Source organism: Nocardia sp. NBC_00881 (assembly GCF_045207455.1).
Taxonomy (GTDB): Bacteria; Actinomycetota; Actinomycetes; order Mycobacteriales; family Mycobacteriaceae; genus Nocardia.
The window spans coordinates 3,764,896-3,791,163 of sequence record NZ_CP108798.1; the positions used below are offsets into that span (position 1 = coordinate 3,764,896).

At 68.9% G+C, this 26,268-nt stretch carries 14 protein-coding genes; 7 read left to right on the forward strand and 7 right to left on the reverse strand.

From position 1 onward, the window contains the following. Positions 1-32: 32 nt before the first annotated feature. The 7 genes from OH799_RS15750 to ctaD form a co-directional block, all read right to left on the reverse strand. Positions 33-809, reverse strand: a complete 777-nt coding sequence (locus OH799_RS15750) for an enoyl-CoA hydratase-related protein (RefSeq protein ID WP_406280917.1) — start codon at positions 807-809, stop codon at positions 33-35. A 34-nt stretch (positions 810-843) separates the two neighbouring features. Beyond that, positions 844-1,614, reverse strand: coding sequence for an NUDIX hydrolase (locus OH799_RS15755; RefSeq protein ID WP_406282157.1), 771 nt, complete (start codon positions 1,612-1,614; stop codon positions 844-846). 115 nt (positions 1,615-1,729) lie between these two features. Beyond that, positions 1,730-2,563 carry an ABC transporter ATP-binding protein gene (locus tag OH799_RS15760; RefSeq protein ID WP_357263875.1) on the reverse strand — a complete coding sequence of 278 codons (834 nt, stop codon included), beginning with the start codon at positions 2,561-2,563 and terminating at the stop codon, positions 1,730-1,732. A 158-nt stretch (positions 2,564-2,721) separates the two neighbouring features. Continuing rightward, positions 2,722-3,510: an aminoacyl-tRNA hydrolase gene (locus OH799_RS15765; protein ID WP_406280919.1), complete on the reverse strand. Its 789-nt coding sequence runs from the start codon at positions 3,508-3,510 to the stop codon at positions 2,722-2,724. Further along, positions 3,510-3,917: a protease inhibitor I42 family protein gene (locus tag OH799_RS15770; RefSeq protein WP_406280921.1), complete on the reverse strand. Its 408-nt coding sequence runs from the start codon at positions 3,915-3,917 to the stop codon at positions 3,510-3,512. The genes OH799_RS15765 and OH799_RS15770 overlap by 1 nt, the downstream gene beginning before the upstream one ends. 33 nt (positions 3,918-3,950) lie before the next feature. Beyond that, positions 3,951-5,168: a phosphoserine phosphatase SerB gene (gene serB, locus OH799_RS15775; RefSeq protein WP_406280923.1), complete on the reverse strand. Its 1,218-nt coding sequence runs from the start codon at positions 5,166-5,168 to the stop codon at positions 3,951-3,953. A gap of 201 nt (positions 5,169-5,369) precedes the next feature. After that, positions 5,370-7,112, reverse strand: coding sequence for a cytochrome c oxidase subunit I (gene ctaD, locus OH799_RS15780; protein WP_406280925.1), 1,743 nt, complete (start codon positions 7,110-7,112; stop codon positions 5,370-5,372). Positions 7,113-7,491: 379 nt separating this feature from the next. Here ctaD and OH799_RS15785 point away from each other — a divergent pair, with 379 nt between their 5' ends. The 7 genes from OH799_RS15785 to OH799_RS15815 all read left to right on the forward strand — a co-directional run bounded on the left by OH799_RS15785 (position 7,492) and on the right by OH799_RS15815 (position 26,146). Then, positions 7,492-8,289, forward strand: coding sequence for a VOC family protein (locus tag OH799_RS15785; protein WP_406280927.1), 798 nt, complete (start codon positions 7,492-7,494; stop codon positions 8,287-8,289). Positions 8,290-8,343: 54 nt separating this feature from the next. Continuing rightward, on the forward strand, positions 8,344-9,435 hold the full coding sequence (locus OH799_RS15790) for an ABC transporter substrate-binding protein (protein ID WP_406280929.1): 1,092 nt from the start codon (positions 8,344-8,346) through the stop codon (positions 9,433-9,435). Between the two features lie 149 nt (positions 9,436-9,584). Next, positions 9,585-10,040, forward strand: coding sequence for an AMP-binding protein (locus OH799_RS15795; protein WP_406280931.1), 456 nt, complete (start codon positions 9,585-9,587; stop codon positions 10,038-10,040). Positions 10,041-10,261: 221 nt separating this feature from the next. After that, positions 10,262-23,530: an amino acid adenylation domain-containing protein gene (locus OH799_RS15800; RefSeq protein ID WP_406280933.1), complete on the forward strand. Its 13,269-nt coding sequence runs from the start codon at positions 10,262-10,264 to the stop codon at positions 23,528-23,530. Beyond that, positions 23,527-24,513 (forward strand): ATP-binding cassette domain-containing protein, encoded by a 987-nt coding sequence (locus OH799_RS15805; protein ID WP_406280935.1) that lies wholly within the window; start codon positions 23,527-23,529, stop codon positions 24,511-24,513. Before OH799_RS15800 ends, OH799_RS15805 begins: the two co-directional genes overlap by 4 nt. Next, positions 24,510-25,328: an ABC transporter permease gene (locus OH799_RS15810; RefSeq protein WP_406280937.1), complete on the forward strand. Its 819-nt coding sequence runs from the start codon at positions 24,510-24,512 to the stop codon at positions 25,326-25,328. Before OH799_RS15805 ends, OH799_RS15810 begins: the two co-directional genes overlap by 4 nt. Further along, positions 25,328-26,146: an ABC transporter permease gene (locus OH799_RS15815; RefSeq protein WP_406280940.1), complete on the forward strand. Its 819-nt coding sequence runs from the start codon at positions 25,328-25,330 to the stop codon at positions 26,144-26,146. Before OH799_RS15810 ends, OH799_RS15815 begins: the two co-directional genes overlap by 1 nt. Positions 26,147-26,268: the final 122 nt, after the last annotated feature.

A 26,268-nucleotide genomic window follows, 5' to 3' on the forward strand; every position in this document is an offset into this window, starting at 1 on the left:
GCAAGCCTACCCAAATCCGCAGTTGACGCCCGCTATCGGCCCACGAATTCGGCAGACCCCGGGCCGTCCGCGAGATAGGAACCTGTTCCTATCAGGCGATCTTCGGTCGTGAACAGATCCGACCACTCCGTCCGTGCGCGGTCCAGGCCGTGTGGTCCGGCTTCGAAGACCGCTTTCGCGGCGGCCAGTGCGCGCGCCGGTCCGTTGACGAACTGCCGCGCCCATCGCATCGCCGCGGTGAACACGTCGTCCGGAGCGACGACCTCGTCGACCAGGCCGAGCGCCTTCGCCTCGTCCGGCTCGATGAACCGGCCGGTGTAGACCAGGTCCTTGGCCGGGCCTGGCCCGATGAGCAGCGCGAGCCGCCGGATTCCGGCGAGCGGGATCAGGCCGGCCTTGATCTGCGGAAGACCCAACTTGACGTTGTCACCGACGACGCGCCGGTCGGCGCCGAGCGCCAGCTCCAGCCCGCCGCCGAGGCAGTAGCCGCTGATCGCCGCGACGGTCGGCTGCGGGAGCCGGGCCAGGCAACCGAGGACGCGCTGCAGATCGCCCGCCACGGCGCTAGCCTGGTCCGCGCTCAGCTGGGACAGCTCGGCCACGTCGTCACCCGCCGAGAACACCCGCTCGTCGCCGTACACGACAACGGCCGCGACGCTCGCGTCCGCGGCAACCGCGTCGGCCGCCTCGGCCAGCTCACGCGCCAGCTGAACGTTCAGCAGGTTCAGCGGCGGGCGGACGATCCGGAGAACGGCCACGCGGCGCGCGGCATCGCCCTCGGACTGATCCAGGGTCACGAATTCGGCCATGGTGGGCCACGCTACCGGGTGCCCACCTGCCCGCTCACTTGCGCACAGATCCCCTGAGCCGACCGGCATCCGGGAGATCGGCGAAGTAGCGCTGGTTGTCCGGGAAGGACAGCACCTGCTTGCCGTCGACCTCGACGAGCACCGGCATGATCGGATCGATCGCGGGCCGGGCGACCAGCAAGTCGGCGGTCGAGCCGAACCCGCCGAGCGCGACCAGCTGTGCCCACGTCGGCGGCAAAAGGACGTCGGTGCCCGCCCGCCAGCGCGCCAGCACCTCCTCCGGGGTACGCCACTGAACCTCCGCCGCCTCCGAGGTGACGCCGTCGGCGCGCTGCCCCTCCGGCAGCACCGCGACGAAGAACCGGGTGTCGTAGCGGCGCGGCTCGATCACCGGAGTGATCCAATTCGCCCACGGCCGAAGCAGGTCCGCGCGCAGCACGAGATTCTCCTCGGCGAGGAACGACGCCAGCGACAGCTCCCTGCGCTCCAGCTTTCCTCGAGCGGCCCGGTACCGGGTCGTGTCGGAGACGACGCTGTCCGCCGTCGGACCGGCCAGCAGCACGCCACATTCCTCGAACGTCTCGCGTACCGCCGCGCAGACCAGTGCCTTGGCCGTCGGCTCTGTCGTCGCGAACCGCTCGGCCCACCAGGCTGGTTCGGGACCGGCCCAGGTGATGTCCGTGATGGCGTCGGACGGGTCGACGCCGCCACCGGGGAATACGGTCATTCCCGCGGCGAATGCCATTGCCCCGACCCTGCGCTGTAAGAAGATCTCGGGCCCCTCGGCGCCGTCGCGCACCAGCATCACCGTCGACGCGTCCTTGGGCGACGGTATCCGCGGCTGAGAGTCGGCCTCCGATTGTGTCTCACTCACCTCTGCACCCTAACGCTCGCTTGGTGAGCGCAGTCACCCCGTGCGTTCAGCGGGTGCGATGCCGGCCCGCGCGGCGCGCACGGCGCGCGAAGTATCGACCACCCACCCGACTCAACGCGATCGACTGACGGAACGCATCGCTCAGGTTGGCCGCGGTGAGCACGTCGCCGAGCAGGCCCTGCGCGACCACCTCGCCCTCGTTGAGCAGCAGGCCATGGGTGAATCCTGGCGGGATCTCCTCCACGTGGTGGGTGACGAGCACGATCGCGGGCGAGTCTGGATCGGCGGCGAGATCACCGAGCCGTTCCACCAGCTCCTCCCGGCCGCCCAGATCCAGGCCGGCGGCGGGCTCGTCCAGCAGCAGCAGCTCGGGATCGGGCATCAGCGCGCGAGCGATGAGCACCCGCTTGCGCTCGCCCTCCGACAGCGTCCCGTAGGTGCGGTCCGAGAGATGTTCGGCACCCAGGCTTTCCAGCATGTCGATGGCACGGTCGGTGTCGACGTCGTCGTAGCGCTCCCGCCACCGCCCCAGCACCGCGTACCCGGCGGAAACCACCAAGTCGCTGACCTTCTCGTCGAGCGGAACCCGGCTGGCCACCGCGGCCGAGGACAGGCCGATGCGCGGGCGCAGCTCGCTGACGTCCACTTTGCCGATCCGCTCCCCGAGCAGATGGGCGATGCCCGAGGTGGGGTGTGTCTCGGCGGCGGCCATCCGCAGCAGGGAGGTCTTGCCCGCGCCGTTGGGGCCGAGGACGACCCAGCGTTCGTCGAGCTCGACCTGCCAGGTGACCGGCCCGACGAGGGTGTGGCCCGAACGGCGGATGGTCACGTCGGTGAAATCGATGAGCAGATCGGGATCCGGTTGCGGCACGCGGTCCATCTTGGCCCACCCGTGGGGACATTTGCCAGCGCAGGGAGGGATGTCCGGCCCGGGTCGGTCGGATCAGCGCGGCACGCTGCGGTCCTGTCGGTCGGAATAGCCAGCGCAGCCGCGTCCGACTCGCCCGTACCGATTGCCGAACAGTCGCCGCGGCTGGTTCACCAGGCCAGGGCAGGCACCGCGATGACGGTCATCGAACCGGGCGCCACCTCGGTGAACCCCGCGTCTCGCACGGCGACCGCGGTGCCGTCGGCCGCCTGGCCGACGAGGGCCGTCCACCGCTCGGCGTCGGCTTCGCGCACCGAGCAGTGGAATCCACGCTCGGACCAGCGCCACGCGTGCTGGGCGGTGAGCGCACCGGCCAGCAGCATGCTCGCGTGGCCGACCTGCGCGGCGGCCTTGCCCAGGGTCATACCGAGTGATGTGTTCACCCACAGCACGGGCAGCTTCGGGTCGGGCGGGCCGGGATCGTCGTGGTCGAGATCGGTACCGCCGATCTGCAGGCGCTTGATCCGCGGATCGACCTGGCCCACCGGTCCGGGCACCAGCGCCCGCGCCTGCGCGCCGTCGATCTCGACAGTGACGCCGTCCACCGCGCAGGTCGCGCTCCACTGGGCGCCGCGGGCACGTCTGGCCACCTTGCGGATCCGCGACCGCCTCCACGCCAGATAGCGCTCTTCCCATTCGCCGCCCGGCGATACCCGCTCGTCCAGGCACAGCGCCACCGCGGCGGCAGCAGCCGCCGCGAGCAGCGAGGTACGGGGTGGCGGATCGATCTTGGGAAGGTGTAGCACCATCTGCATCGCCTGGACCATGGCCGGATCCTCCGGATCGCCCACATGACCATAGCCTTCGCCCAGCTCCGCATGCCTGACCAGGAATCCCGCGGCAGCCGACACCGTTCCGTTGCCGCTGACTTCGGCACCACATTCCGGCATGCTCGTCATCACTCCACCTCGAGCGTCAACGAAAACCTCTCGGCCGGCTCCATACCTTGCTCCCACGGCCGTGCGTAGTCCATCGTCAGCTGGGTGACGCCCGTGCCGACACCGACGAAGGTCCACACGGCACTGCCACCAGAGCCGGGGGCCACGGGCACCGTCGGATCCGGTTCGAAGTCCGCCACACCGTCCTGCTTCACCAGTGCGTCGTCCAATTCCGCTATGCGCCAGGAATACCCGGTCGACGGGTTCGATGGAAGAGTGACCACCAGCCGTTGCCCGGCGTGCAATCCGCGCTCCTGACCGTTGTCGGCATCGGTGACGCGCACAACGGAATTCGCCACAGACGAGCCGTTGTTGCCACATCCCACCGCTGCCAACCCGAGCAACAGCACGAGCAGGAACTTTCGCACCAAAGCCCTCCGATCGCCTCGTCCGAAAAGCCGTCAGGCCAAAGGTACTCGGCGCAACAGGCCGTCCCTGGCGTCAGCCGCCTCGACCTCGTCCCGGGTGACGCCGAGGATGAACAGCACCGCGTCCAGGTATGGATGCGAAAGGGCGGCGTCGGCGACCTCGCGCAACGCGGGCTTGGCGTTGAACGCCACGCCCAGCCCGGCGACGTTGAGCATGTCGATGTCATTGGCGCCGTCGCCGACCGCGACGGTCTGCTCCATCGGCACTCCGGCCTCCGCCGCGAACTTGCGCAGCGCCGTGGCCTTGGCCGCCCGGTCCACGATCTCGCCGACAACGCGTCCGGTGAGCTTTCCGTCCCGGATCTCCAGGGTGTTCGCCTGGACGAAGTCCAGCTCCAGCTCATGTGCCAGCGGATCGATCACCTGACGGAAACCACCGGACACCACCCCACAGCGGAACCCGATCCTGCGCAGCGTGCGGATGGTGGTGCGGGCGCCGGGCGTCAGCTCGATCCGGTCGGCCACCGCCTCGATCACCGACTCGTCGAGGCCCTCGAGCGTCGCGACCCGCTGCCGCAACGATTCGGCGAAGTCGATCTCGCCGCGCATGGCGGCTTCGGTGACCTTGGCGACCTCTTCCTCCACGCCCGCGTGCGCGGCGAGCATCTCGATGACCTCCCCCTGGATCAGCGTCGAGTCGACGTCGAACACGATGAGCCGCTTGCCGCGGCGGGCCAGCCCGGCGCGCTCCACCGCGACGTCGACCTGCTCGGCCACCGCGACCTCCGCCAGCGCCGTGCGCAGCCGCGAGTCGGCGTCCGTGCTCGGGTCGGTCGCGGTGACCATCAGCTCCATGCCGGTCACCGGATAGTCCGCGATACCGCGGATGGTGTCGATATTGGCGCCGAGCGTGGCCAACTGCCTCGACACCGCGCTGAAGGCACGCGCGGTGACCGGACTACCGAGGATCACCACCGCGTGCGTGGACATCGGATGCCTGCCGACCTCGGCGCCGACCTCGACGTCGACGTGCATGCCGACGGTGTTCATCGCCTCTTCGAGCTCGTCCTGCAACGCTTCGGGATCATGTGGACAGGTGACCAGGACGCCCAGGGTCAGCCTGCCCCGGATCACGACCTGTTCCACGTCCAGCAGGCTCACCCGGTGCCGCGACATCGCCGCGAGCAGCACGGACGTCACACCGGGCCGGTCGGGCCCGGTGACGGTGACGAGGACTGTGGTGTCGGCCAACTGATGCGCTCCATGTTCGGTGTTTGCCGCCGCTGCGGGGACCTCGTTGTCGTAACGCCACGGTGCCTACTGCATTCTGCACAAAACGAGTGTGCACCCGCTGGTGACCAGCAGGTGCACACTCACCACGGTGAATCCTACGGCGCAGGCGCCCTTCACGACAGCCGGACGAAGTCCGTCCCCAGCGCCGAGCGCAGGCGCCTACTTCGTTGCCACGGCGCCTTCGTGGAGCTCGGTGGCATGCTTGCCCGAACCCCAACCCACGTGGGCTTCGGCGCGCATGCGGTCGACCATGTGCGGGTAGTGCAGCTCGAAGGCGGGACGTTCGGAGCGGATCCGCGGCAACTCGTAGAAGTTGTGCCGCGGCGGTGGGCAGGTCGTGGCCCACTCCAGCGAATTGCCGTAACCCCACGGATCGTCGACGGTGACGACCTCACCGTAGCGGTAGCTCTTGAAGACGTTCCACAGGAACGGCAGCATCGACGCGCCGAGGATGAACGCACCGATCGTCGAGATCGTGTTCAGCCCGGTGAAGCCGTCGCTGGGCAGGTAGTCGGCGTAGCGGCGCGGCATGCCCTCGGCACCGAGCCAGTGCTGGACCAGGAACGTGGTGTGGAAACCGAGGAAGGTCGCCCAGAAGTGCCATTTGGCCAAACGCTCGTCCAGCATGCGTCCGGTCATCTTGGGGAACCAGAAGTAGATGCCCGCGAAGGTGGCGAAAACGATGGTGCCGAACAGTACGTAGTGGAAGTGCGCCACGACGAAGTACGAGTCGGTGACGTGGAAGTCCAGCGGCGGGCTGGCCAGGATGACACCCGACAGACCACCGAAGAGGAACGTGACGATGAAGCCGATCGAGAACAGCATCGGTGACTCGAAGGTCAGCTGACCGCGCCACATGGTGCCGATCCAGTTGAAGAACTTCACGCCGGTCGGGACCGCGATCAGGAAGGTCATGAACGAGAAGTACGGCAGCAGCACCGCGCCGGTGGCGTACATGTGGTGCGCCCACACCGCAATGGACAGAGCGGCGATGCCCAAGGTCGCGTAGACCAGCGTGGTGTAACCGAAGATCGGCTTACGCGAGAACACCGGGAAGATCTCCGACACGATGCCGAAGAACGGCAGCGCGATGATGTACACCTCGGGGTGGCCGAAGAACCAGAACAGGTGCTGGTAGAGCAGGATGCCGCCGGTCGCGGGATCGTAGATGTGGCCACCGAGGTGGCGGTCGTAGGCCAGGCCGAACAGCGCGGCGGTCAGCAACGGGAAGGCGAGCAGCACGAGCACACTGGTGACGGCGATGTTCCAGGTGAAGATCGGCATCCGGAACATGGTCATGCCCGGAGCGCGCAGGCAGACGACGGTGGTCAGCATGTTGACGCCACCGAGGATGGTGCCGAGACCGGAGACGGCGAGGCCGAGAATCCACAGGTCGGTGCCCACGCCGGGCGAGTGCAGGATGTCGGTCAGCGGCACATACGCCGTCCAGCCGAAGTCCGCGGCACCGCCGGGGGTGACGAAGCCCGCGGTCGCCATGCTGGCGCCGAAGGCGTACAGCCAGTAGCTGAAGGCGTTCAGGCGCGGGAAGGCGACGTCGGGGGCGCCGATCTGCAACGGCAGGATGATGTTGGCGAAGCCGAACACGATCGCGGTCGCGTAGAACAGCAGCATGATCGTGCCGTGCATGGTGAACAGCTGGTTGAACTGCTCGGGCGAGAGGAACTGCAGGCCAGGACGCGCGAGCTCACCACGCATCATCAGCGCCATCAGGCCACCGATCATGAAGAAGCCCATCGAGGTGGTCAAGTACATGACACCCAGGACCTTCGGGTCCGTGGTGGTGACCAACTTGTAGATGAACGAGCCCTTCGGCCCGGTCCGAGCCGGATACGGCCGAGTCGCTTCCAACTGAGGGACTGGCTGGGGCTCTACGGCAGTCACTGATCCTCCTGAAAGGTGCCTTTAGGTCGCTCCGCAGGCTCCGCTGCTCGCAATCCATCCCGGTGCCGGAACAGACGACAGTTCGCTTGCGCTCTTCGAATCGTAAACCGTGCCGCGGCAGCGAACCGAACGGGTCCTACTCTCTGTCGTATTTGTTTGGAGGGAATGGTCGATCTCGCTGCGCTCGGACGGGAGTGGGGCCGATGCGGTCGTCTTCGGGCAGTAAACGCGTTCTTTCGACAACGTCTGCGGCGAATGGGTGCTCGTGCGCCGCACGAGGGCGGGCGTCGGTCGTGGTGTGTCCTCGTACCGATGAGTTCGCCGTGCGACGACCGTCTCTACCGGTGACGAACGATTCACCCCACACCAGGAGCCGTCGATGACCAATCCGCACAGCACCCAGCCCGGCGATCCGTGCTGGGTCGATCTCTACACCTCCGACCTCGACCGCAGCATCGCGTTCTACCGCGAGCTGTTCGGCTGGACCGCCGAGCGCGCGGGCGCGGAATTCGGTGGCTACGTCACCTTCCGTAAAGACGGACGCGCGGTGGCGGGCGCCATGGCGCGGATGGAAGGCGACGCCGACAGTCCGGAGCAGTGGACGGTGTACCTCGCCAGCCCTGACGCGAAAGCCACCGCCGACGCGGCCGTCGCCGCCGGTGCGACCGTGGTCGTGCCTCCGATGCCGGTCGGTGAGCTGGGCATCATGGCCGTCCTCGGCGACGTCGGCGGCGCGGGCATCGGGATCTGGCAGGCCGGGACGTTCGGCGGATTCGAGACGATCGGCCTGGTCTCCGCCGGGCAGTGGCGCGACCACGCGGGCGCGCCGTCCTGGTTCGAGCTGCACACTCGCGCCTACGGCGCCGCGCTGACGTTCTACCGGGACATATTCGGCTGGTCGGACACCTTCACCATCTCCGACGCTCCAGAATTCCGCTACACCACGATCCACGCGCAGAGCCCGATGCTCGGCGGTGTCATGGACGCCTCGGCGTTCCTTCCCGAGGACTCAACCGGGGGGTGGACCGTCTACTTCGGCGCCGAGGACGTGGACAAGACCGTCGAGCGGGTCGGCGATCTGGGCGGTTCGGTGCTGTCCCCAGCCCAGGACACCCCGTACGGCCGGATGGCCTCGATCGCCGACCCCACCGGTGCCCGGTTCAGCATCGGCGGCTGAGTTCGATTCGCCGCGCCTGCGGCGCGGCGAATCGAACGCTGTACCCTCACCCGCATGTCGCTGAGCGCCTTCGTTCGCCTTCGAAACAGCACAGCCTTTTCCACACCCGTCGCCACGGCCGGCCGTCGGGTGGTCGCCGTCGCGGCCGTGTGCGCGACCGTTCTCGCGGCGGGATGCGGTGGCGAAAGCGATAACGACGCGTCCATCGTGCGCACCACGACCAATATCGCCGGTGCTGGTGTGGTCGGGCTGGAACGCGACACCACACGGGCGTGCGCGCTTCCGAGCGCACCGGACCCGACGAGCGGCAGCACCCGTACTGTCACGCACGCCGCGGGCGTCTCGGAGGTGCCTGCCGATCCACAGCGCATCGTCGTGCTCAGTACGTCCGCACTGGACGCGGTTTGCGCGCTCGGCCTGTGGGAGCGGGTGATCGGTGCAGTCACCATCGACGGGCCGGGCCCGCAACCGGCCTATCTGGGCACCGGGGTGCTGAAGATTCCTGGCGTCGGATCGGCCGCGCAACCCGATCCCGCCAGGATCGCCGATCTGCGCCCCGACCTGATTCTGGGTGACATCCCCACCGGCGCGGCCGGTTTCGATGCGCTGCGCGCCATCGCTCCCACCGTGCTGGTCGGCGCGGACAACGGCTGGCAGGCTGAATTCATGGCGCTCGCAGCCGGTTTGGGGCGCACTGACGCCGCGGAAGCCGCGCTGCGGGATTACCGCACCGAGGCGCGGGATACCGGCACCACGATCGCCGCGAACCAGACCCAAGCCTCGGTCATCCGATTCACCGCCGATTCCAACCGGATCCAGGGCAGCGACAGCTTCTCCGGGCAGGTACTCGGCGATGCGGGGGTGCGGCGTCCCGCGGCCCAGCGCGACGCCTCGCTCGACGTGCCTGCGGGCGAGTTCGCCACTGCGGTGGAGGGTGATCTGATCTACGTGATCCTCGCGGGCGCCGAGGGGAAGCAGCACGGTGAGTCCGTGCTACGCACCGACGAGTGGAAGGATCTCGGCGCCGCCACCGATCACCGGGTGTTCGCCGTCGAGGACACGGTCTGGCACGGCAACGGGCTCACCGCGGCCCGAGCGTTGCTCACCGACCTGCGTAACACGCTCAACGGCTTCGTCACCGACTGACCGACTTCGGCGCCGAGCACACCCTTGGGTGAGGTTTTACCCACCCTGGGAGTGCGCCGACCAACGCTGGGGTTGCTGTCGAAAGTCCGTCTCGAGGACGAGATTCAGAGGTAAGCAATTCACCTCTTCTCCGACCCGAGGGACACGATATGCACTCGCTGACCGATTCGCTCGCCGACAACCTCTTCGTGCTGCCGCGGCCCGTCGCCGAGGTCGATCCGAACGCGGTCGTGGTGTCCACCGACGACTGCGCGCTCACCTACGCCGAACTGGATCGCTGGTCCAACCGCCTCGCCAGACTGCTGCTCGGCATCGGCGCGGGCCCCGGCTCCCGCATCGCGATAGCTATCGACCAGCCGATCGAGTCCGTGGTGGCCGAGCGGGCCGCTGTCAAGATCGGCGCCGTCACGATCCCGGTCACCGATGACAGCTTCTTCGCCCCGGGCACCACGGTGGGGATCACGACGGAGGCCCTCCGTCCCGAGCTGACCGACAAGATCGACTGGCTGATGCTGGATAGCCGCTCCACCCTCCAGGGCTACCTGACCAGCTCTGACGCTCCGCTCGGCGACGCGGACCTGTACCCCCTGCCGAAGGCGGCCTGACCGAGTACGAAACCCCCTGCGCGACCCGGACAGGAATGTTCGGGTCGCGCAGTGTGGGCAATACCCCCTCGGCGCAGACCGCACCGGTTCAGAATTGACTTGTCGCATGCTGTGCGGCGGCCGGTACTACCACTACCGCGGTGGCTACGGGCGGGCACTTCCGCGGGTAGCTGGAGCGCGGTCAGAACGTAGGACACCTCATGCAACAGCCTTCCCTTTCGATGACCGAAACCGACACAGTTCTCCCCGACGGCGCCTTCGCCCTGTCGGCGGCCCAGCGCGGCATCTGGTTCGCGCAGCACATCGCGGGCGACACCCCGATCTCGATCGCCCAGTACGTCGAGCTGACCGGACCGATCAACCTGGATCTGCTCGCGCGCGCGGCGCGCCAGACCGGGCGCGAGTTCGGCACCGGCTACCTGCGCCTGATCGAGGTCGACGGGCATCCGTTCCAGTTCGTCGACACCACCCTCGACGACAGCCTGGAGACCATCGACTTCCGCACCGAGCCGGACCCGGAGGCAGCCGCGCACACGTGGATGCGCGCGGAGTACGAGGCGCCGCTGGATCTGACCCACGATCGGCTGGTGCGGCTCGCGATGCTGCGGATCGGCGCGAACCACTGGTTCTGGTATTCGCGCATGCACCACATCGTGCTCGACGGAATGGGCGCACTGACGGTAGTGCAGCGCACCGGAGAGCTCTACAACGCCGCCGTCGAGGGCAGACAACCGCCGCAGGCGAAAGCGTCGGATTTGCGCAAGATCGTCGATGCGGACCTGGCATACCGCAGCTCGGATCGGTTCGCCGCCGACCGGGAGTACTGGCTCGAGCACCTCGACGGCATGGCCGACCCGGTGAGCCTCGCCGGCCGCGCCGCAGCCGTGGACGCACACCCGAACCGAGTCGCGGGCGCGCTGCCCGCCGACACAGCCGAGCTGCTGGACGGCGTAGCGAAAGAGGTCTCCTCGGGCGTCGCGCCGACTGTAGTCGCGGCCTTCGGCGCATACCTGTCCGCGATGACCGGCGCGCCGGAGGTGGTGCTGAGTCTTCCGGTTTCCGCGCGCACCACCGCGACGCTGCGGCATTCCGGCGGCATGATCGCCAACGTCGTCCCGCTGCGGCTGCGCTTGGCGCCGACCACGACGGTCGGCGACGTGATCCGGGCCGCCCAGGGCGAGCTGACCGGGGCACTGCGACGGCAGCGGTATCGCCAGGAGGACATCGTCCGCGACCTCGGCTGGCCGATGGACGAGTTCGCGTCGTTCGGCCCCTCGGTCAATCTGATGATGGTCGACACCAGAATCCAGCTCGGCACGGTCACCGGGCGACTGCACGTACTGACTTCCGGGCCGATCGACGACCTGTTCGTCAATCTGTATCCGGGTGTCGGCGGCGAGAGCACACACATCGACTTCCAAGCCAACGGCAATCTCTACACCGACGCCGAACTGGCGGCCCAGCATCGGCGTTTCCTGTCGTTCCTGCACCGATTCCTCTCTGCCGGACCGGACGCGCCGCTCGCGACGGTGCCGGTGCTCTCCGACGGCGAGCGCAGCGACTATGCCCCCGCCCGCGGGCCGGCGGGCGTCGCGCCGCGGACCTTGCCTGCCATCCTGGCCGACGGCGCAGCGCTCGATCCACAGGCGATCGCACTTGTCGACCGCGCGACCGCGCTGACCTATCGGGAGGTCGACGACTACACCAATCGCCTGGCCAGGGCGCTGATCGCATCCGGCGCCGGACCCGAGCGCACCGTGGCGATCTCGATTCCGCGTTCGGTCCGATCGGTGCTCGCAATGCTAGCGGTGGCCAAGACCGGCGCGGCGTTCGTGCCGATCGACCCGACCTATCCGGCCGACCGGATCGAGCACATGGTCGGCGACAGTGGGGTCGTCGCGGGTGTCACGATCGCGGCGGCGCGAAAGTCCTTGCCGGACCGGGTGAACTGGCTGATCCTCGACGACGAGACCACCGAGCGCGCGGTGGCCGAACAGGATGCGGCGGCGATCACCGATGCGGACCGGCGGACCGCGGTGCACCCCGACCAGGTCGCGTACATCATCTACACCTCCGGCTCGACGGGGCTGCCCAAGGGCGTGCTGGTCGCGCACCGCGGGCTGGCCAATTTGGTCGCCGGCTCCGCCGCCGGATTCGGCGTTGCTGCCGATTCCGTTGTCGCCCATGCCGTTTCGCCCAGCTTTGATATCTCGGTTGAGGAAATCCTCGTCACGCTCGCGGCAGGCGCGACCCTGGCTGTCGTTCCGCCCTCGGCGTACGCGGGCGAGGAGATGGCGCAGGTGCTACGCGCCCACAGAGTGACCCACCTCAACGTCACCCCGACCGTCGTCGGGTCACTGGAACCGGCCACCCTGCCCGATCTGCGCACCGTGATCGTCGGGGGCGACGCATGCCCGCCGGAACTGGTCGCCACGTGGTCCGGCCGCACCCTGTTGAACGGTTACGGTCCGACCGAAACCACCGTGACCGTGACCTTGAGCGCGCCGCTGACATCCGGCACGCCGGTCACCATCGGGGGCCTCACGCGGGGTGTGTCGGCCATCGTCCTGGATCCGTGGCTGCGCCCGCTGCCCCCGGGCACCACCGGTGAGCTCTACCTCGCGGGTCCCGGCGTCGCCCGCGGCTACCACCGGCGCAACGGACTCACCGCCGATCGGTTCGTCGCCAACCCGTACGCGACGGGTGAGCGCATGTACCGTACCGGCGATCTGGTGCGCTGGGTCGAGTCGGACGGCCGCGCCGAACTGGAGTATCAGGGCCGCAGCGACTTCCAGGTGAAGGTGCGCGGCTTCCGCATCGAGCTGGGCGAGATCGACGCCGCGCTGCAGCGCCAGCCCGACATCGATTTCGCGCTCACGCTCGGCGTCGAAACTGGTTCGGGCGCCACCGCACTGGTGTCCTATGTTCTGCCGAAGCCGGGGACCGAGGTACATCCCGAGGCGCTGAAAGCGACTGCGGGAGAAACGCTTCCCGCCTACATGGTCCCGTCGGCGGTGATGGTGCTGGACAGTGTTCCGCTGACGCCGCTCGGCAAAGTGGACCGCAAAGCCCTGCCCGCCCCGGATCTAGGCACGCGCACGATCGCGAGCAGGCCGCCGTCCACGCCGCGCGAGGAGACACTGGCCGCGCTGTTCGCGGAGGTGCTCGGGCTGGAGTCGGTGGGCGTCGACGAGAGCTTCTTCGCGCTCGGCGGTGACAGCATCGTCGCCATCCAGCTGGTGTCGCGGGCGAAGGCGGCCGGGATCGGCTTCAGCGCACGGGACGTGTTCGAGCGCAAGACCGTCGCCGCGCTGGCCGCGGTCGCCACCGATGTGCCGACCAAGGTGGTGCACGAACTGCCCGGCGGCGGGGTGGGTGAGGTGGAACTCACCCCGATCGTGCACGCCATGCTGGCGCAGGGCGACACCTGGCGACGGTTCGCCCAGGCGGCGCTGATCGGACTGCCCGGCCGGACCGAACGCGGCCGGCTGGTCGCGGCGATTCAGGCGCTGCTCGACCAGCATGACGTGCTGCGCTCCACACTGCGGCGTACCAGTGAGGGCTGGAGCTGGATGGTCGGCGAGCCGGGCACGGTGGACGCCGACGGCCTGCTGGAGGTCGTCACCGTGGGCGCGGATACCGAACTAACCTGTGAACGCGAGCTGCAGCGCGCCGCCGACCGGCTCGACCCCGAGTCGGGCGTGGTCGCGCGCTTCGTGCTGATCGAGCGCGCGGACGGCGATCCACTGTTGTGGCTGGTGCTGCACCATCTCGTGACCGACGGCGTCTCCTGGCGCATCCTACTGCCGGATCTGGCCACCGCCGCGCTGGGCGGCGCACTCGCACCGGTCGGCACCTCGTTCCGGCGCTGGGCGCACGGCCAGCGGGCACACGCGGCCGGTCGCGTCGCGGAACTGCCACTGTGGCAACGGGTACTCGCCACACCCGACCCCGCGCTCGGCTCGGCGCCGATGGACCCCGATGTCGACGTGGTGGCCACTGTGGCGCACCTGACAACCGTCATCGCGCCGGAGATCGCGGATACCGTGCTCACCACCGCACCGGACCGATTCCACTGCGGCGCCGACGATGTGCTGCTCGCCGGACTCGCGATGGCGGTGGCCCGCTGGCGGGGGCGGACGCCGACACTGTTCACCCTCGAGGGCCACGGACGCTCGGAGACCATCCTGCCGGGCGCCGACGTCGCACGCACAGCCGGCTGGTTCACCAGCCTCTATCCCGCCGCCGTCGACCTGGCCGGCATCGATCTCGCCGACGCGTTCGCGGGCGGCGCCGCGGCGGGCGCCGCGATCAAGGCCACCAAGGAACAGCTGCGCGCCCTGCCGGACAAGGGCGTCGGGTTCGGGATGCTGCGCTACCTCGACCCCGAAGGCGCGGCGGCGCTCGCGGACGCGCCGACACCGCAGCTCAGCTTCAACTACCTCGGTCGCGCGACCACCGGCGGCGACACTGCGCCCTGGCGGCAGCGACGTTTCGTGGCGACCCAGGACGACCGCGCGCCGTTGGCCGCCGTGGTGGACATCACCGCCCTCCTCACCGACTCCGGTCTCGACGTGACCTGGGCCTACGCCTCCCGCCTCCTCGACGAGGCCGACCTCGCCGAACTCGCCGAACTCTGGACACAGGCGCTCGGCGCGATCGCCGCGCACGCGGAGTCCGCGGGTTCGGGCGGACGGACACCCTCGGACTTCGATTTGGTGGCGGTCACCCAGGAGCAGGTCGACACCTGGGAGCGCGACTACCCGAACCTCACCGACGTCTGGCCGCTCTCGCCGCTGCAGTACGGCCTACTCTTCCACGCGCTCTACGACTCCGACACCGCCGACACCTACACGGTTCAATCCATGCTCACCCTGGTGGGCGCGGTCGATTCGGCCCGATTGCGCCGCGCCGCAGAGGCTTTGGTGGCGCGGCACGAAAATTTGCGCGTCGCCTTCGTGGAGGCCGAGGACGGTCCGCGTCAGCTCGTCCTCGCCGACGCCGAGATCCAATGGCAAGACGTGGATCTCACCGGGTTCGCCGACGAAGAGCGCGGTCGCGAACTCGAGCGAGTGATCGCCGTCGACGCCCACACCCGATTCGAGCTCACCCGCCCCCCGCTGCTGCGCTGCACGCTCATCCGCACCGGCCCCGAGGCCTACCGGTTCGTCCTGACCAACCACCACCTGGTGCTGGACGGCTGGTCGGCGCCGCTGCTAGTGCGCGAACTGCTCACTCTCTACGTCACCGAGAGCGACGCGTCCGCGCTGCCGCCCGCGCACTCCTACCGCGAGTTCCTGACTTGGCTGCAGTCCGGGGACGACGCGGAATCACTCGCGGCGTGGACGAGTTCGCTGGCCGGCGTGGACACGCCGACCCGAGCGGTGCCCACTCTCGCCGGCATCGAATCGACCGAAACCGGCATGGTCTCCACTGATCTGACCCGTGCGACGGTGGTCCGGCTGGAAACTACTGCCCGCGAAGCGGGCGCCACGGTGAACACCCTGGTCCAGGCCTCCTGGGCGATGCTGCTCGCGATGCTCACCGGCCGCACCGACGTGGTGTTCGGCGGCACCGTCTCCGGCAGGCCACCGGAGCTCGCCGGGGTCGAGGAGATGGTCGGCCTGTTCATCAACACGCTGCCGGTGCGGGTCCGGCTCGACCCGACGGAGAAGGTGGTCGACCTACTCACGCGCCTGCAGTCCGAGCAGGCGCGGCTGATGGACCACCAGCATGTCGGCCTCGCCGCCATCCACCAGGCGGTCGGTCTCGCCGAATTATTCGACACCCTCACCGTTTTCGAGTCCTATCCGATCGACCGCGAGGCGCTGTCGCAGGCACTGGACATCGCGGGGATGCGGGTGCTCGACGTCGCGGTCACCGACGCGGCGCCGTATCCGTTGAACCTCATGGTGATTCCACTGCACGGCCCCGACGGCCAGGACACGCTGCAGATCACGGTGAAATATCTGGCCGACCAGCTCGCGCCCGAGGCGGCACGGTCGCTGCTGGATCGCTTCGTCCGGCTGCTCACCCAGCTCGCCGACAATCCCCGCGCGCTGGTCTCCCAGCTGCAATACTGCGACGACGCCGAGCGCGCGGCGCTGCTTCCGGCCCGCGGCCCGCAGTCGGTGCCGCTGCGCACGCTGCCCGAGATCCTCACCGAGGGCGCGCGGATCGACAGCGACGCCATCGCGGTCACCGCGGGTGAGCTGACCATGTCCTACCGTGAACTCGACGCGTGGTCCAACCGCTTCGCGCGGGTACTGCTGCGCCGCGGGGTCGGGCGCGAGGTGTTCGTCGTGCTCGCGCTCACCAGATCATTGGAATCGGTGGTCGCGGTGTGGGCGCTGGCCAAGACCGGCGCCGCGTTCGCTCCCCTCGACCCGAACTACCCGGTGGAGCGGATCGAGCACATGCTCACCGACTCGAAGGCGCCGATCGGTGTGACGGTGACCGCGACCGGCGAGACGCTGCCGAGCACCGTCGACTGGCTGCTGCTCGACGACCTCAACACCATGCGCCGGGCGTTGACCATCTCCGATGCGCCGATCACCGACGAGGAGCGTGGCGGGCCCATCGATATCGACCAGACCGCCTACCTGATCTACACCTCCGGCTCGACCGGCAAGCCGAAGGCCGTGCTGCTCAGCCACCGCGGCGTCGCGAATCTCGTGACCGCCCAACGGGAAACGCTCGGTCTCGACCACACTGCGAGCGCACTGCAGGTGGCCTCGCCCAGCTTCGACGCGTCGGTCTTCGAGCTGCTGACCGCGCACGGCGCGGGTGGCAGGCTGGTCGTGTCACCGCCGGACGTCTACGGCGGCGCGGAACTCGAACGCCTGCTGCGCACCGAACGGGTCACGCACGCGGTGATCACGCCCTCGGCGCTGACCACCATGGATCCCACCGAACTCGACCAGCTGCGCGTGCTGTCGGTCGCGGGCGAAGCCGCCACGCCGGAGCTGATCGAGCGGTGGTCGGTGGGCAGGCGCATGGTGAACCTCTACGGCCCCACCGAGTTCAGCATCTGGGCGACCGGCCCTGGCGAGCTCGTCGCGGGCGAGCCGATCACGATCGGCGGACCGATCCGCGGCGCGGCCATCATGGTGCTCGACACCTGGCTGCGCCCGGTGCCGGTGGGCGTGGCCGGTGAGCTGTACCTGGCGGGTCCCGCACTCGCGCGCGGCTACTTCAACCGATTCGAGATGACGGCGAGCCGCTTCGTCGCCGACGCGTTCGGCGAACCCGGCGAGCGAATGTATCGCACCGGTGACATGGTGCGCTGGGTGATCGGCCGCGGTGGCGATCTCGAGCTGGAGTACCTGGGCCGCAGCGACTTCCAGGTCAAGATCCGCGGATTGCGCATCGAGCTCGGCGAGATCGACGCGGTGCTGTCGCGCGACGACGAGATCGAGTACGCGGTGACCATCGGCCGCGCGGGTCCGGCTGGGAGCACCGTGCTGGTTTCCTACGTGCTGCCCGCCGAGGGTGTGCGGCTGGATGTCGAGCGGCTGCGTGCGCAGGCCGCCGCTGAGCTGCCCGGCTACATGGTGCCCGGCTACCTCGTCGTGCTCGACTCGATTCCGCTCACCCCGGTCGGCAAGCTGGACCGCAAAGCCCTTCCGGTACCGGACTTCTCCGACACGAACCGGCCCTATCTCGCGCCGCGCACGCCGGTCGAGGAGGCGGTGGCCGCCGTGTTCGGCGAGGTGCTCGGCAGTGAGCGGGTCAGCGTCGATCAGTCGTTCTTCGAGCTCGGCGGCAACTCGTTGACCGCTACCAAGGTGGTCGCGCGGGTGAACGCGGGACTCGGGTCGCGGATCGCGCTGCGCGATCTGTTCGACGCACCGACCGTCGCTCAGCTGTCTGCCCGGGTGGTTCCCGCCACCGGCGACGCGCCGGGCCGGTTCGCGCTCGCGCCGCGGATCCGGCCGGACCGCGTTCCGCTGTCCCCCGCCCAGCAGCGCATGTGGGTGCTCAACCGCATGGATCCGTCCTCGCCCGCCTACAACATCGCAGTGGCGTTGCGGCTCACCGGCGAGCTGGACGTCGACGCCATGCGCGCCGCGCTCGCCGACGTGGTCGACCGGCACGAGAGCCTACGCACCCTGTATCCCGCCGACGCGGAGGGGCCGCGTCAAGTGGTGGTCGGCGTCGATGTGGCCGCGCCCGCCATGCCAGTGCTCGACACCGAGGACGGCGCCGCGCTACGCGAGCGGATCACCGCGCTCGCCGGCAACGGGTTCGACGTCACCACCCAACCGCCGCTGCGGGTGGGTCTGTTCCGGGTCCACAGTGCGGCGGAGGCGCTCACCGGTGCCGGGCCGGTGTCGTCGGCTCCCGCTACCGGAGCCGCACCCGTCTCGTCCGGCCCCGCCGCGGGGATCGCGCCGGTCTCCTCCGGTTACTCGGTGGACCATGCACCTCCGCCGACGCCGGTGCACGTCGTCGTGCTGGTGGTGCATCACATCAGCGCCGATGGCGCGTCGATGGCGCCGCTGGCCGCCGACCTGGTCGCCGCGTATGCGGAACGCGTGACCGGTGCGCCCGACACGCGTGTCCCGCTCGCGGTGCAGTATGCCGACTTCGCGCTCTGGCACCGGGAGGTGCTCGGCGACGAAGCGGACCCGGAATCGACCGCAGCACATCAGATTCACTATTGGCGGGAGACACTGGCGGGTGCGCCCGATGTGATCGAACTCCCCACCGACCGCCCGCGCCCGGCCGTGCAGACCATGCACAGCGCGGACTTCGGCTTCACCGTCGACGCCGAAACACACAGCGCTCTGGTGGAATTCGCCGCCGCACGGAACCTCAGCCCGTTCATGGTCGTGCACGCCGCGCTGGCGGTGCTGCTCGCTCGGCTCGGCGGCACCGACGACGTGTTGATCGGCACGCCGGTCGCGGGTCGCGGCGAGGAGGCGTTGGACGAGCTCGTCGGCATGTTCGTCAACACTCTGGCGCTGCGCACCCCCGTCGAGCTCGGTCTCGGATTCGCGGCGTTCCTGGACGCCGTCCGGTCCGCGGATCTGGACGCCTTCGCCAACACCGACGTCCCGTTCGAGCGGCTGGTTCAGGTACTCGACCCCGACCGCTCGACGGCGCACCATCCGCTGTTCCAGGTGACACTGAGCCTGCAGAACTTCGTCGAACCGGTGCTGGAGCTGCCCGGATTGCGTTTCGAGGTGGAAGATTTCGACCGCAATGCCTCGCAGTTCGATCTGACCCTCGAATTGCGGGAGCATGTTACCGAGTCCGGACCGGCGGGGATGGATGCCGTGCTGACCTACGCGACCGACCTGTTCGACGAGGCGTCGGTGGCCTCGTTCGCGTTCCGGTGGTTGCGGGTGCTGGCGGACGTTCTCGCGCAGCCCGAGGTGCGCATCTGCGACATCGACATCCTCGACGACGCCGAACGCGCGACACTGATTCCGGTGCGTGGTCCTGAAACCGAAGGGACGACAATACTTCCGCAGCTGCTCGCCGAGACCGCCCAGCGGTATCCGGATCGCCCGGCGCTGGTGGTCGGCGGGAACACCACCACTTACCGGGAGATCGACGCACATGCCAATCGCCTGGCGCGGGTGCTGATCGAAGCAGGAGCTGGCCCGGAAACCGTGGTGGCACTTGGCCTTCCGCGCTCGGCGGAGCTGCTCACCGGCATGTGGGCCGCCGCGAAGGCCGGCGCGGCGTTCCTTCCGGTCGACCCCAAGCACCCGGTCGAGCGCATCGACCACATGCTCACCGATTCCGGTGTCACGGTCGGCCTCACCCTCGCCGAGTTCCGGCCGATGCTGCCCGACAGCACCGAGTGGCTGGTGCTCGACGACCTTGCCCTCGTCGAACGCTGGGGTGCCGCGAGCGACCGCGCGCCGTGCGAGAGCGAACTGCTCGGACCCATACGACTGGACAATCCGGCATGGATGATCTACACCTCGGGCTCCACCGGAATCCCCAAAGGTGTCTCGGTCTCCCACCGCGGCATCACCGACATGGTCACAGCGCAGCGCACATCGCTCGGCCTGGACGAGCACTCCCGGGTGCTCCAGGTGGCATCCCCGAGCTTCGACGCGTCGCTGTTCGAGGCCGTCATGGCGTTCGGTTCCGGCGGCGCGGCGGTGGTGTCGCCGCCGGAGGTGTTCGGCGGCGACGCACTCGCCGAGCTGATCGACGCCGAACAGGTGACGCACCTGGTCATCACCCCCTCGGCGCTGGCGACCCTCGATCCCGACGAGGTGACGAGCGTGCGGGTGCTCTCGGTGGTCGGTGAGGCGGTCGGCGCCGAGCTGGTCGAACGCTGGGCCGCGGATCGAACAATGGTCAACCTGTACGGCCCGACCGAGTTCACCATCTGGGCGACGGGCTCCGCGCTGGCGGTCGGCACGCCGGTCTCCATCGGCACGCCGGTGCACGGCGCGGCCACCCTGGTACTCGACGACCGGCTGCGCCCGGTCCCGGTGGGAGTGGCGGGCGAGCTGTATCTCGCCGGCCCCGCGCTCGCCCGCGGCTACCACGCGCGGCCGGGTCTCACCGCGGTCCGCTTTCACGCCAACCCGTTCGGCGCGGCGGGCGAACGGATATACCGCACCGGCGATCTGGTGCGGTGGATCCGCGCCGGGTCGGGGCTGGAACTGGAGTACCTGGGCCGCACCGACTTCCAGGTCAAGGTGCGCGGCCAGCGCATCGAACTCGGCGAGATCGATGCGGTACTCGGCCGCGCCGAGGGCGTGGACTTCGCGATCACGCTCGGTGTGCCCGGCCCCACCGGGGCGACCGCACTGGCCGCCTACCTGGTCCCCACGCCCGGCGTCGACCTCGACATCGCGCGGGTGCGCGCGTTCGCCGCGGACATCATGCCCGGCTACATGGTGCCCTCCGCGTTCGTCGTACTGGACGAGATCCCGCTCACCGCGGTCGGCAAGCTCGACCGGAAGGCGCTACCCACACCGGAATTCACCGTGGACCGCACCGAGTACCGCGCGCCGGACACGCCGACCGAACAGGTGCTTGCCGAAATCTTCGGTGAGCTGCTCGGCCTGGAGAAGGTGGGCACCGATGATTCGTTCTTCGGGCTCGGCGGCGACAGCATCCTGGCGATCCAGCTGGTGTCGCGGGCGAAGCAGCAGGGCATCACTTGTACTCCGCTGCAGGTGTTCGAGCACCGCACGGTGGCAGCGCTGGCGGCGGCCGCCGACGCCGCAGGCACGGCGGTGACACTCGATGAACTGCCCGGTGGCGGCGTCGGCGAACTACCGCTAACGCCGATCGTGCATTACATGCTGGAGCGCGGTGGCAATTACGACCGGTTCGCCCAGAACGCGGTGCTGGAACTGCCGGTCGGGATCGAACGGTCGCAGATCGTCGCGGTCCTCACCGCGGCGGTGGATCAGCACGACATGTTGCGGGCCCGGCTGATCACCGACGCCGACGACGGCTCGCGCCTGCTGGTCGGCCCGCCCGGCTCGGTCGACGTGGACGCGCTCGTGCACCGTGTCGAATTCGATGTGGCCGACCCGATCGAGCTGCGCGAATACGCGACGACCGAACTGGACGCCGCGGCGAACCGGCTCGATCCGGCGAATGGCATCGTGCTGCAATTCATTTGGCTCGACCCGGTGGGTGCCGCGGGTACGCGGACCGGGACGGGACGGTTGATCGTGGTGGCCCACCATTTGGTGATCGACGGCGTGTCCTGGCGCATCCTGGTGCCGGATCTGGTCGCCGCGTGGGCGCAGGTATCGGTCGGCAACCTCCCGGTTCTCGCCGAGACCGGAACTTCGATGCGGCGCTGGTCGCACGCGCTGGCCGAGGAGGCGCTCTCCGACCGCAGGGCGTCCGAGCTGGCGTACTGGCGGGACGTGCTCGCCGGACCCGATCCGCTGATCGGCGCCCGCGAGCTGGATCCCGCGGTCGACCGGACCGACACGCTGCTCATGGTGGAACGGGAGGTGTCCGCCGAGGTCACCGCCGCGTTGCTCACCACACTGCCCGGGCTGTTCCAGGGCGGCGTCAACGACGCGTTGCTGGCGACCCTGGCGCTCGCGCTGGTGCGCTGGCGCGACAGCACCGAACCGACGGCACTGGTGCGACTGGAAGGCCATGGCCGACAGGAGGAGGTGGTCCCCGGCGCCGACCTGTCCCGCACCATCGGCTGGTTCACCAGCCTCTACCCGGTGCGGCTCGACCTGTCGAACATCGACGTCGACGACGCGCTCGCCGGTGGGCCCGCAATGGGCACGGCGATCCGCGCGGTCAAGCATCAGCTGCTCGCCGTGCCGGACAAGGGCATCGGATTCGGCCTGCTGCGCTATCTGAATCGCGAAGCGGCGCAACATCTTCCGGCGACTTTGCCCGGCCGCATCGGCTTCAACTACCTCGGCAGGTACTCGACCGGTGACATTCCGGCCGGCCTGGAGGGTCTCGGCTGGCTGCCGACCGACGAACTCGGCGATCTGCATGTCGCCGAGCATGCCGACGTGCCCTTGCAGTCGGCGATCGATGTGAACGCCGTGGTGATCGGCGACCGGCTGCGCGCGAGCTTCGGCTTCCCCTCCACCCTGCTCGCGCAGGACGAGGTGGCCGAGCTGGCCGACCTGTGGGTCGAGACGCTCGGCGCGGCAGTTCATTTCACGCAGACCGCGGCGGCGCGCACCGCCGCCGCCGAGGAGGCCGCGGCCACGACCCCGGTCTCTACCGCGCCCGGCGGGCTAGGACTGGACATCGTGCTCCCGATCAGGCTCGGCGGCACCGAGCCCGCGCTGTTCTGCGTCCACCCGTCGGCCGGAATATCGTGGACCTATATGGGATTCGCGGACGCGCTGGCGCCGGGCAGGCCGATCTATGGTTTGCAAGCGCCGGACCTCAGCGGCCACGAACCCGCGCGGTCGATCGAGGATTTCGCCGACCGCTACGTGCGCGAGATCCGTGCCCTGCAACCCGAGGGGCCCTACCACCTGCTCGGCTGGTCGTTCGGCGGACTCATCGCCCACGCGATGGCGACCAAGCTGAAAGCGGAGGGTGCCACGGTCGGCGTCGTAGCGCTGCTGGACGCCGACACGACCGACATCGACGGCGACAGCATCGAACGGCTCACCCCCGGTGCCTTCGTGAACGCGTTCGGCTCGGTCTTCGGCATCCACGACGTGCCCGCCGAAGCCACGGCCCAGGAAGCGGCCGATCTGATCCGCGAGCGGCTCGGCGGCGTATCGCTGATCGACGCGACCACCCTGGAGCGGATGGCCGGGTCGTTCAACGCGTCGGCCCGGACCAGAACCGGCTATCGACGCCCGGTGTTCGACGGCGACATCGTGTATTTCAGCGCGACCGTCGACACCTCGGACATTTTCGGTCCCGACGGCTGGCGGCCGTATGTGACCGGCGAGATCATCAACCACGACGTCGATGTCACGCACGACGAGCTGACGGCGCCGCAGGCGCTGCCGATCATCGCGCGTGTACTCGACGAACATCTGGGAGGCCGAGGATGAATTCCGAACAAGGAGTCGTCGTCGAGGGAATCGAGAAGTCGTTCGGCGCCGTCAAAGCATTGCGCGGCGTCGATTTCGTGGCGGAACCGGGCGAGGTGCTCGGTATCCTCGGACCGAACGGTGCGGGTAAGACGACCGCGGTGAACATCCTGTCCACGCTGATAGCGCCGGATCGCGGTCGCGCGCTGGTCGCCGGGCACGATGTGGTCGCCGACCCGGCGGCGGTGCGCCGCAGCATCATGCTGACCGGCCAATACGCGGCGCTGGACGACATGCTCAGCGGTTACGAGAACCTCGTGATGTTCGGCAGGCTGATGGGCCTGCGCAAACGGGCCGCCCGTGCCCGCGCCGACGAGCTGATCGGCGAGTTCGATCTGGAAGACGCGGCGGGCCGCCGGGTAGGCACCTACTCCGGCGGTATGCGCAGGCGCATCGACATCGCGTGCGGTCTCGTCGTCCGGCCGGACGTGGTGTTTCTGGACGAACCCACCACCGGGCTGGACCCGCGCAGCAGGCAGGGGGTCTGGGATTTGGTGTCCGGCTTCAAGAAGGCCGGCATCACCACCCTGCTCACCAGCCAGTACCTGGAGGAGGCCGACGCGCTCAGCGACCGGATCATCGTCATCGACCACGGTGTGGTGATCGCGCAGGGCACCGCCGACGAGCTGAAGTCGCGGACCGGCGGCAGTTACTGCGAGGTGGTGCCGCTGGATCTGAAGGATCTGCCCGCGATCGCGGCGGCGCTGGGTTCGCTGCTGCCGCAGGAGAATCGGGCCGCGCTGACCGCCGATGCCGATCGGATCGCCATCCCGGCGCCGGACGGCGCCAAAACGCTCGCCGAAGCGCTGCGCAGACTCGACAGCGCCGGAGTCGAGCTCGTCGACATCGCGCTGCGCAGACCCTCGCTCGACGACGTATTCCTCGAGCTGACCGGGCATCTTGCGACGGTGGAGACCATCGGGGAGCCGGAGGTCGTGTCGTGACGGCCGCGACCTGGCTCACCCAGGTCCGCGCCGCGCCGATGCGCACGCAGCAGTGGTGGGTGCTCACCACAAGGCTGATCATGCCATCCGTGCGGACCGGCGAGGTGCTCGCCTCGGTGGTGGCGCCGGTAACGTTCACCGTCAGTTTCTACATCCCGCTGAAGACCGTGATGACTTTCTCGGGCACCGGGTTCAGCAGCTACGCGCAGTTCATGATGCCGATCGTAATTATGCAGGCCGCCGCGTTCACTGCCGTTTCGGCGGCCTTCCGCGCCGCCACCGACGCGGTCGCCGGACTCAACCGGCGGTTCGGCTCCATGCCGGTCGGCCCGCTCGTCCCGGTTGCCGCGCGGATGTCCGGCAACGTCTTCCGTCTGGTCGTCGCGATCATTACGGCGTTGATCTGTGGGCAGGTCATCGGCTTCCGCTTCTACCTCGACACCGTGCACACGATCGGCTTCCTGCTGTTCTCCTTGCTCATCGGCATCGTGCTGACCTTGGGTGCGGACGTGATCGGGACGGCGTCGCGCAGCCCGGAGGCGACCACGCAGGCATTGGTGTTACCGCCGTTGATCTTGGGCATGCTCTCGACAGGGCTCGCGCCGGCGCACCAGTTTCCGGACTGGGTGCAGTCGTTCGTGCGCAACCAGCCGGTCTCGCAGTATGTCATCGCATTGCGGGCGCTTGCCGGTGACACCATGCCGAACGCGGGGCAGGTGACCTGGTCGCTGATGGGGCCGCCGCTGGCCTGGGCGATCGGCACTCTGGCTCTCTGCATCCCGCTGTCCATCCGGTTGAACTCGAGGAGGGCGTGATGGCGCTGCTCGCCGATCGCACGGAGGAGTCCCACATCGGCTCGGAGGTGTCGGTGTCGGCACTGACACGGCACACTCTGATCCAGACGCAGCGTCTCCTGCTGCGCTGGGCCCGCACCCCGGTCACGTTGCTGGAGACGCTGATCGTCCCTTGCCTGCTGCTGATCATGCTGAATACCGTGGTCGGTAACCAGATCCAGAAGTTCACCGGCGAAAGCGCGCTCTATGGCTCGGTGCCGATGGTGACCATCGTCGGCGCGCTGTCCGGCGCGGTCGCCGGCGGCGTTCTGCTCGGCCGGGAGCGCGACGCGGGTCTGCTCGCCCGCTTCTGGGTCCTGCCGGTGCACCGCGCCTCCGGCCTTGCCTCGCGAATCCTCGCCGAGGGCTGCCGGATCTTCGCAGGCACCATCGCCGTCGTCTTGGTCGGCTACCTGCTCGGGTTCCGATTTCACGAGGGTGTCGTGGCGACGATCGTCTTCCTGTTCATCCCGGTCATCTTCGGTTTGGCGTTCGCCACCATCGTCACCGCGGTCGCCGTGTTCACGGCGAAAGCGACGCTGGTGGAAGGGATCGCAATCCTCACCTCCCTGATGATGTTCTTCAGTACCGGCTTCGTCCCGCTGTTCGCCTACCCGAGCTGGATCCAGCCGGTGGTGCGCAACCAACCGCTGTCGGTGGCCGTCGACACCATGCGCGCCCTCGCCCAAGGCGGGCCCGTAGTCCATCTCCTGACACTTACCTTCGCCTGGTCTCTCGGCGCGATCATCCTCTTCGCCATTCCGGCGACCATTGGGTATCGCCGCGCCAGCAGGCAGTGAACAGGCATTTCCGGCTCACAGCGGACTCCCGGCGAAAGCCCACCCGACCGCGAGCACCCGTTCCTACTGTCATACCGGTGTGGCGCAGGGTGTTCCGATGAAGCTCGAGCTGACGTTGCGCG

Bases quoted from the DNA above. Each gene is read 5' to 3' on its own strand.
- OH799_RS15785 (WP_406280927.1), top strand. From the start codon at position 7,492: ATGACCAATCCGCACAGCACCCAGCCCGGCGATCCGTGCTGGGTCGAT.
- OH799_RS15805 (WP_406280935.1), top strand. From the start codon at position 23,527: ATGAATTCCGAACAAGGAGTCGTCGTCGAGGGAATCGAGAAGTCGTTC.
- OH799_RS15790 (WP_406280929.1), top strand. From the start codon at position 8,344: ATGTCGCTGAGCGCCTTCGTTCGCCTTCGAAACAGCACAGCCTTTTCC.
- OH799_RS15750 (WP_406280917.1), bottom strand. From the start codon at position 809: ATGGCCGAATTCGTGACCCTGGATCAGTCCGAGGGCGATGCCGCGCGC.
- OH799_RS15795 (WP_406280931.1), top strand. From the start codon at position 9,585: ATGCACTCGCTGACCGATTCGCTCGCCGACAACCTCTTCGTGCTGCCG.
- OH799_RS15815 (WP_406280940.1), top strand. From the start codon at position 25,328: ATGGCGCTGCTCGCCGATCGCACGGAGGAGTCCCACATCGGCTCGGAG.
- OH799_RS15755 (WP_406282157.1), bottom strand. From the start codon at position 1,614: ATGCTGGTGCGCGACGGCGCCGAGGGGCCCGAGATCTTCTTACAGCGC.
- OH799_RS15765 (WP_406280919.1), bottom strand. From the start codon at position 3,510: ATGACGAGCATGCCGGAATGTGGTGCCGAAGTCAGCGGCAACGGAACG.
- OH799_RS15760 (WP_357263875.1), bottom strand. From the start codon at position 2,563: ATGGACCGCGTGCCGCAACCGGATCCCGATCTGCTCATCGATTTCACC.
- OH799_RS15800 (WP_406280933.1), top strand. From the start codon at position 10,262: ATGACCGAAACCGACACAGTTCTCCCCGACGGCGCCTTCGCCCTGTCG.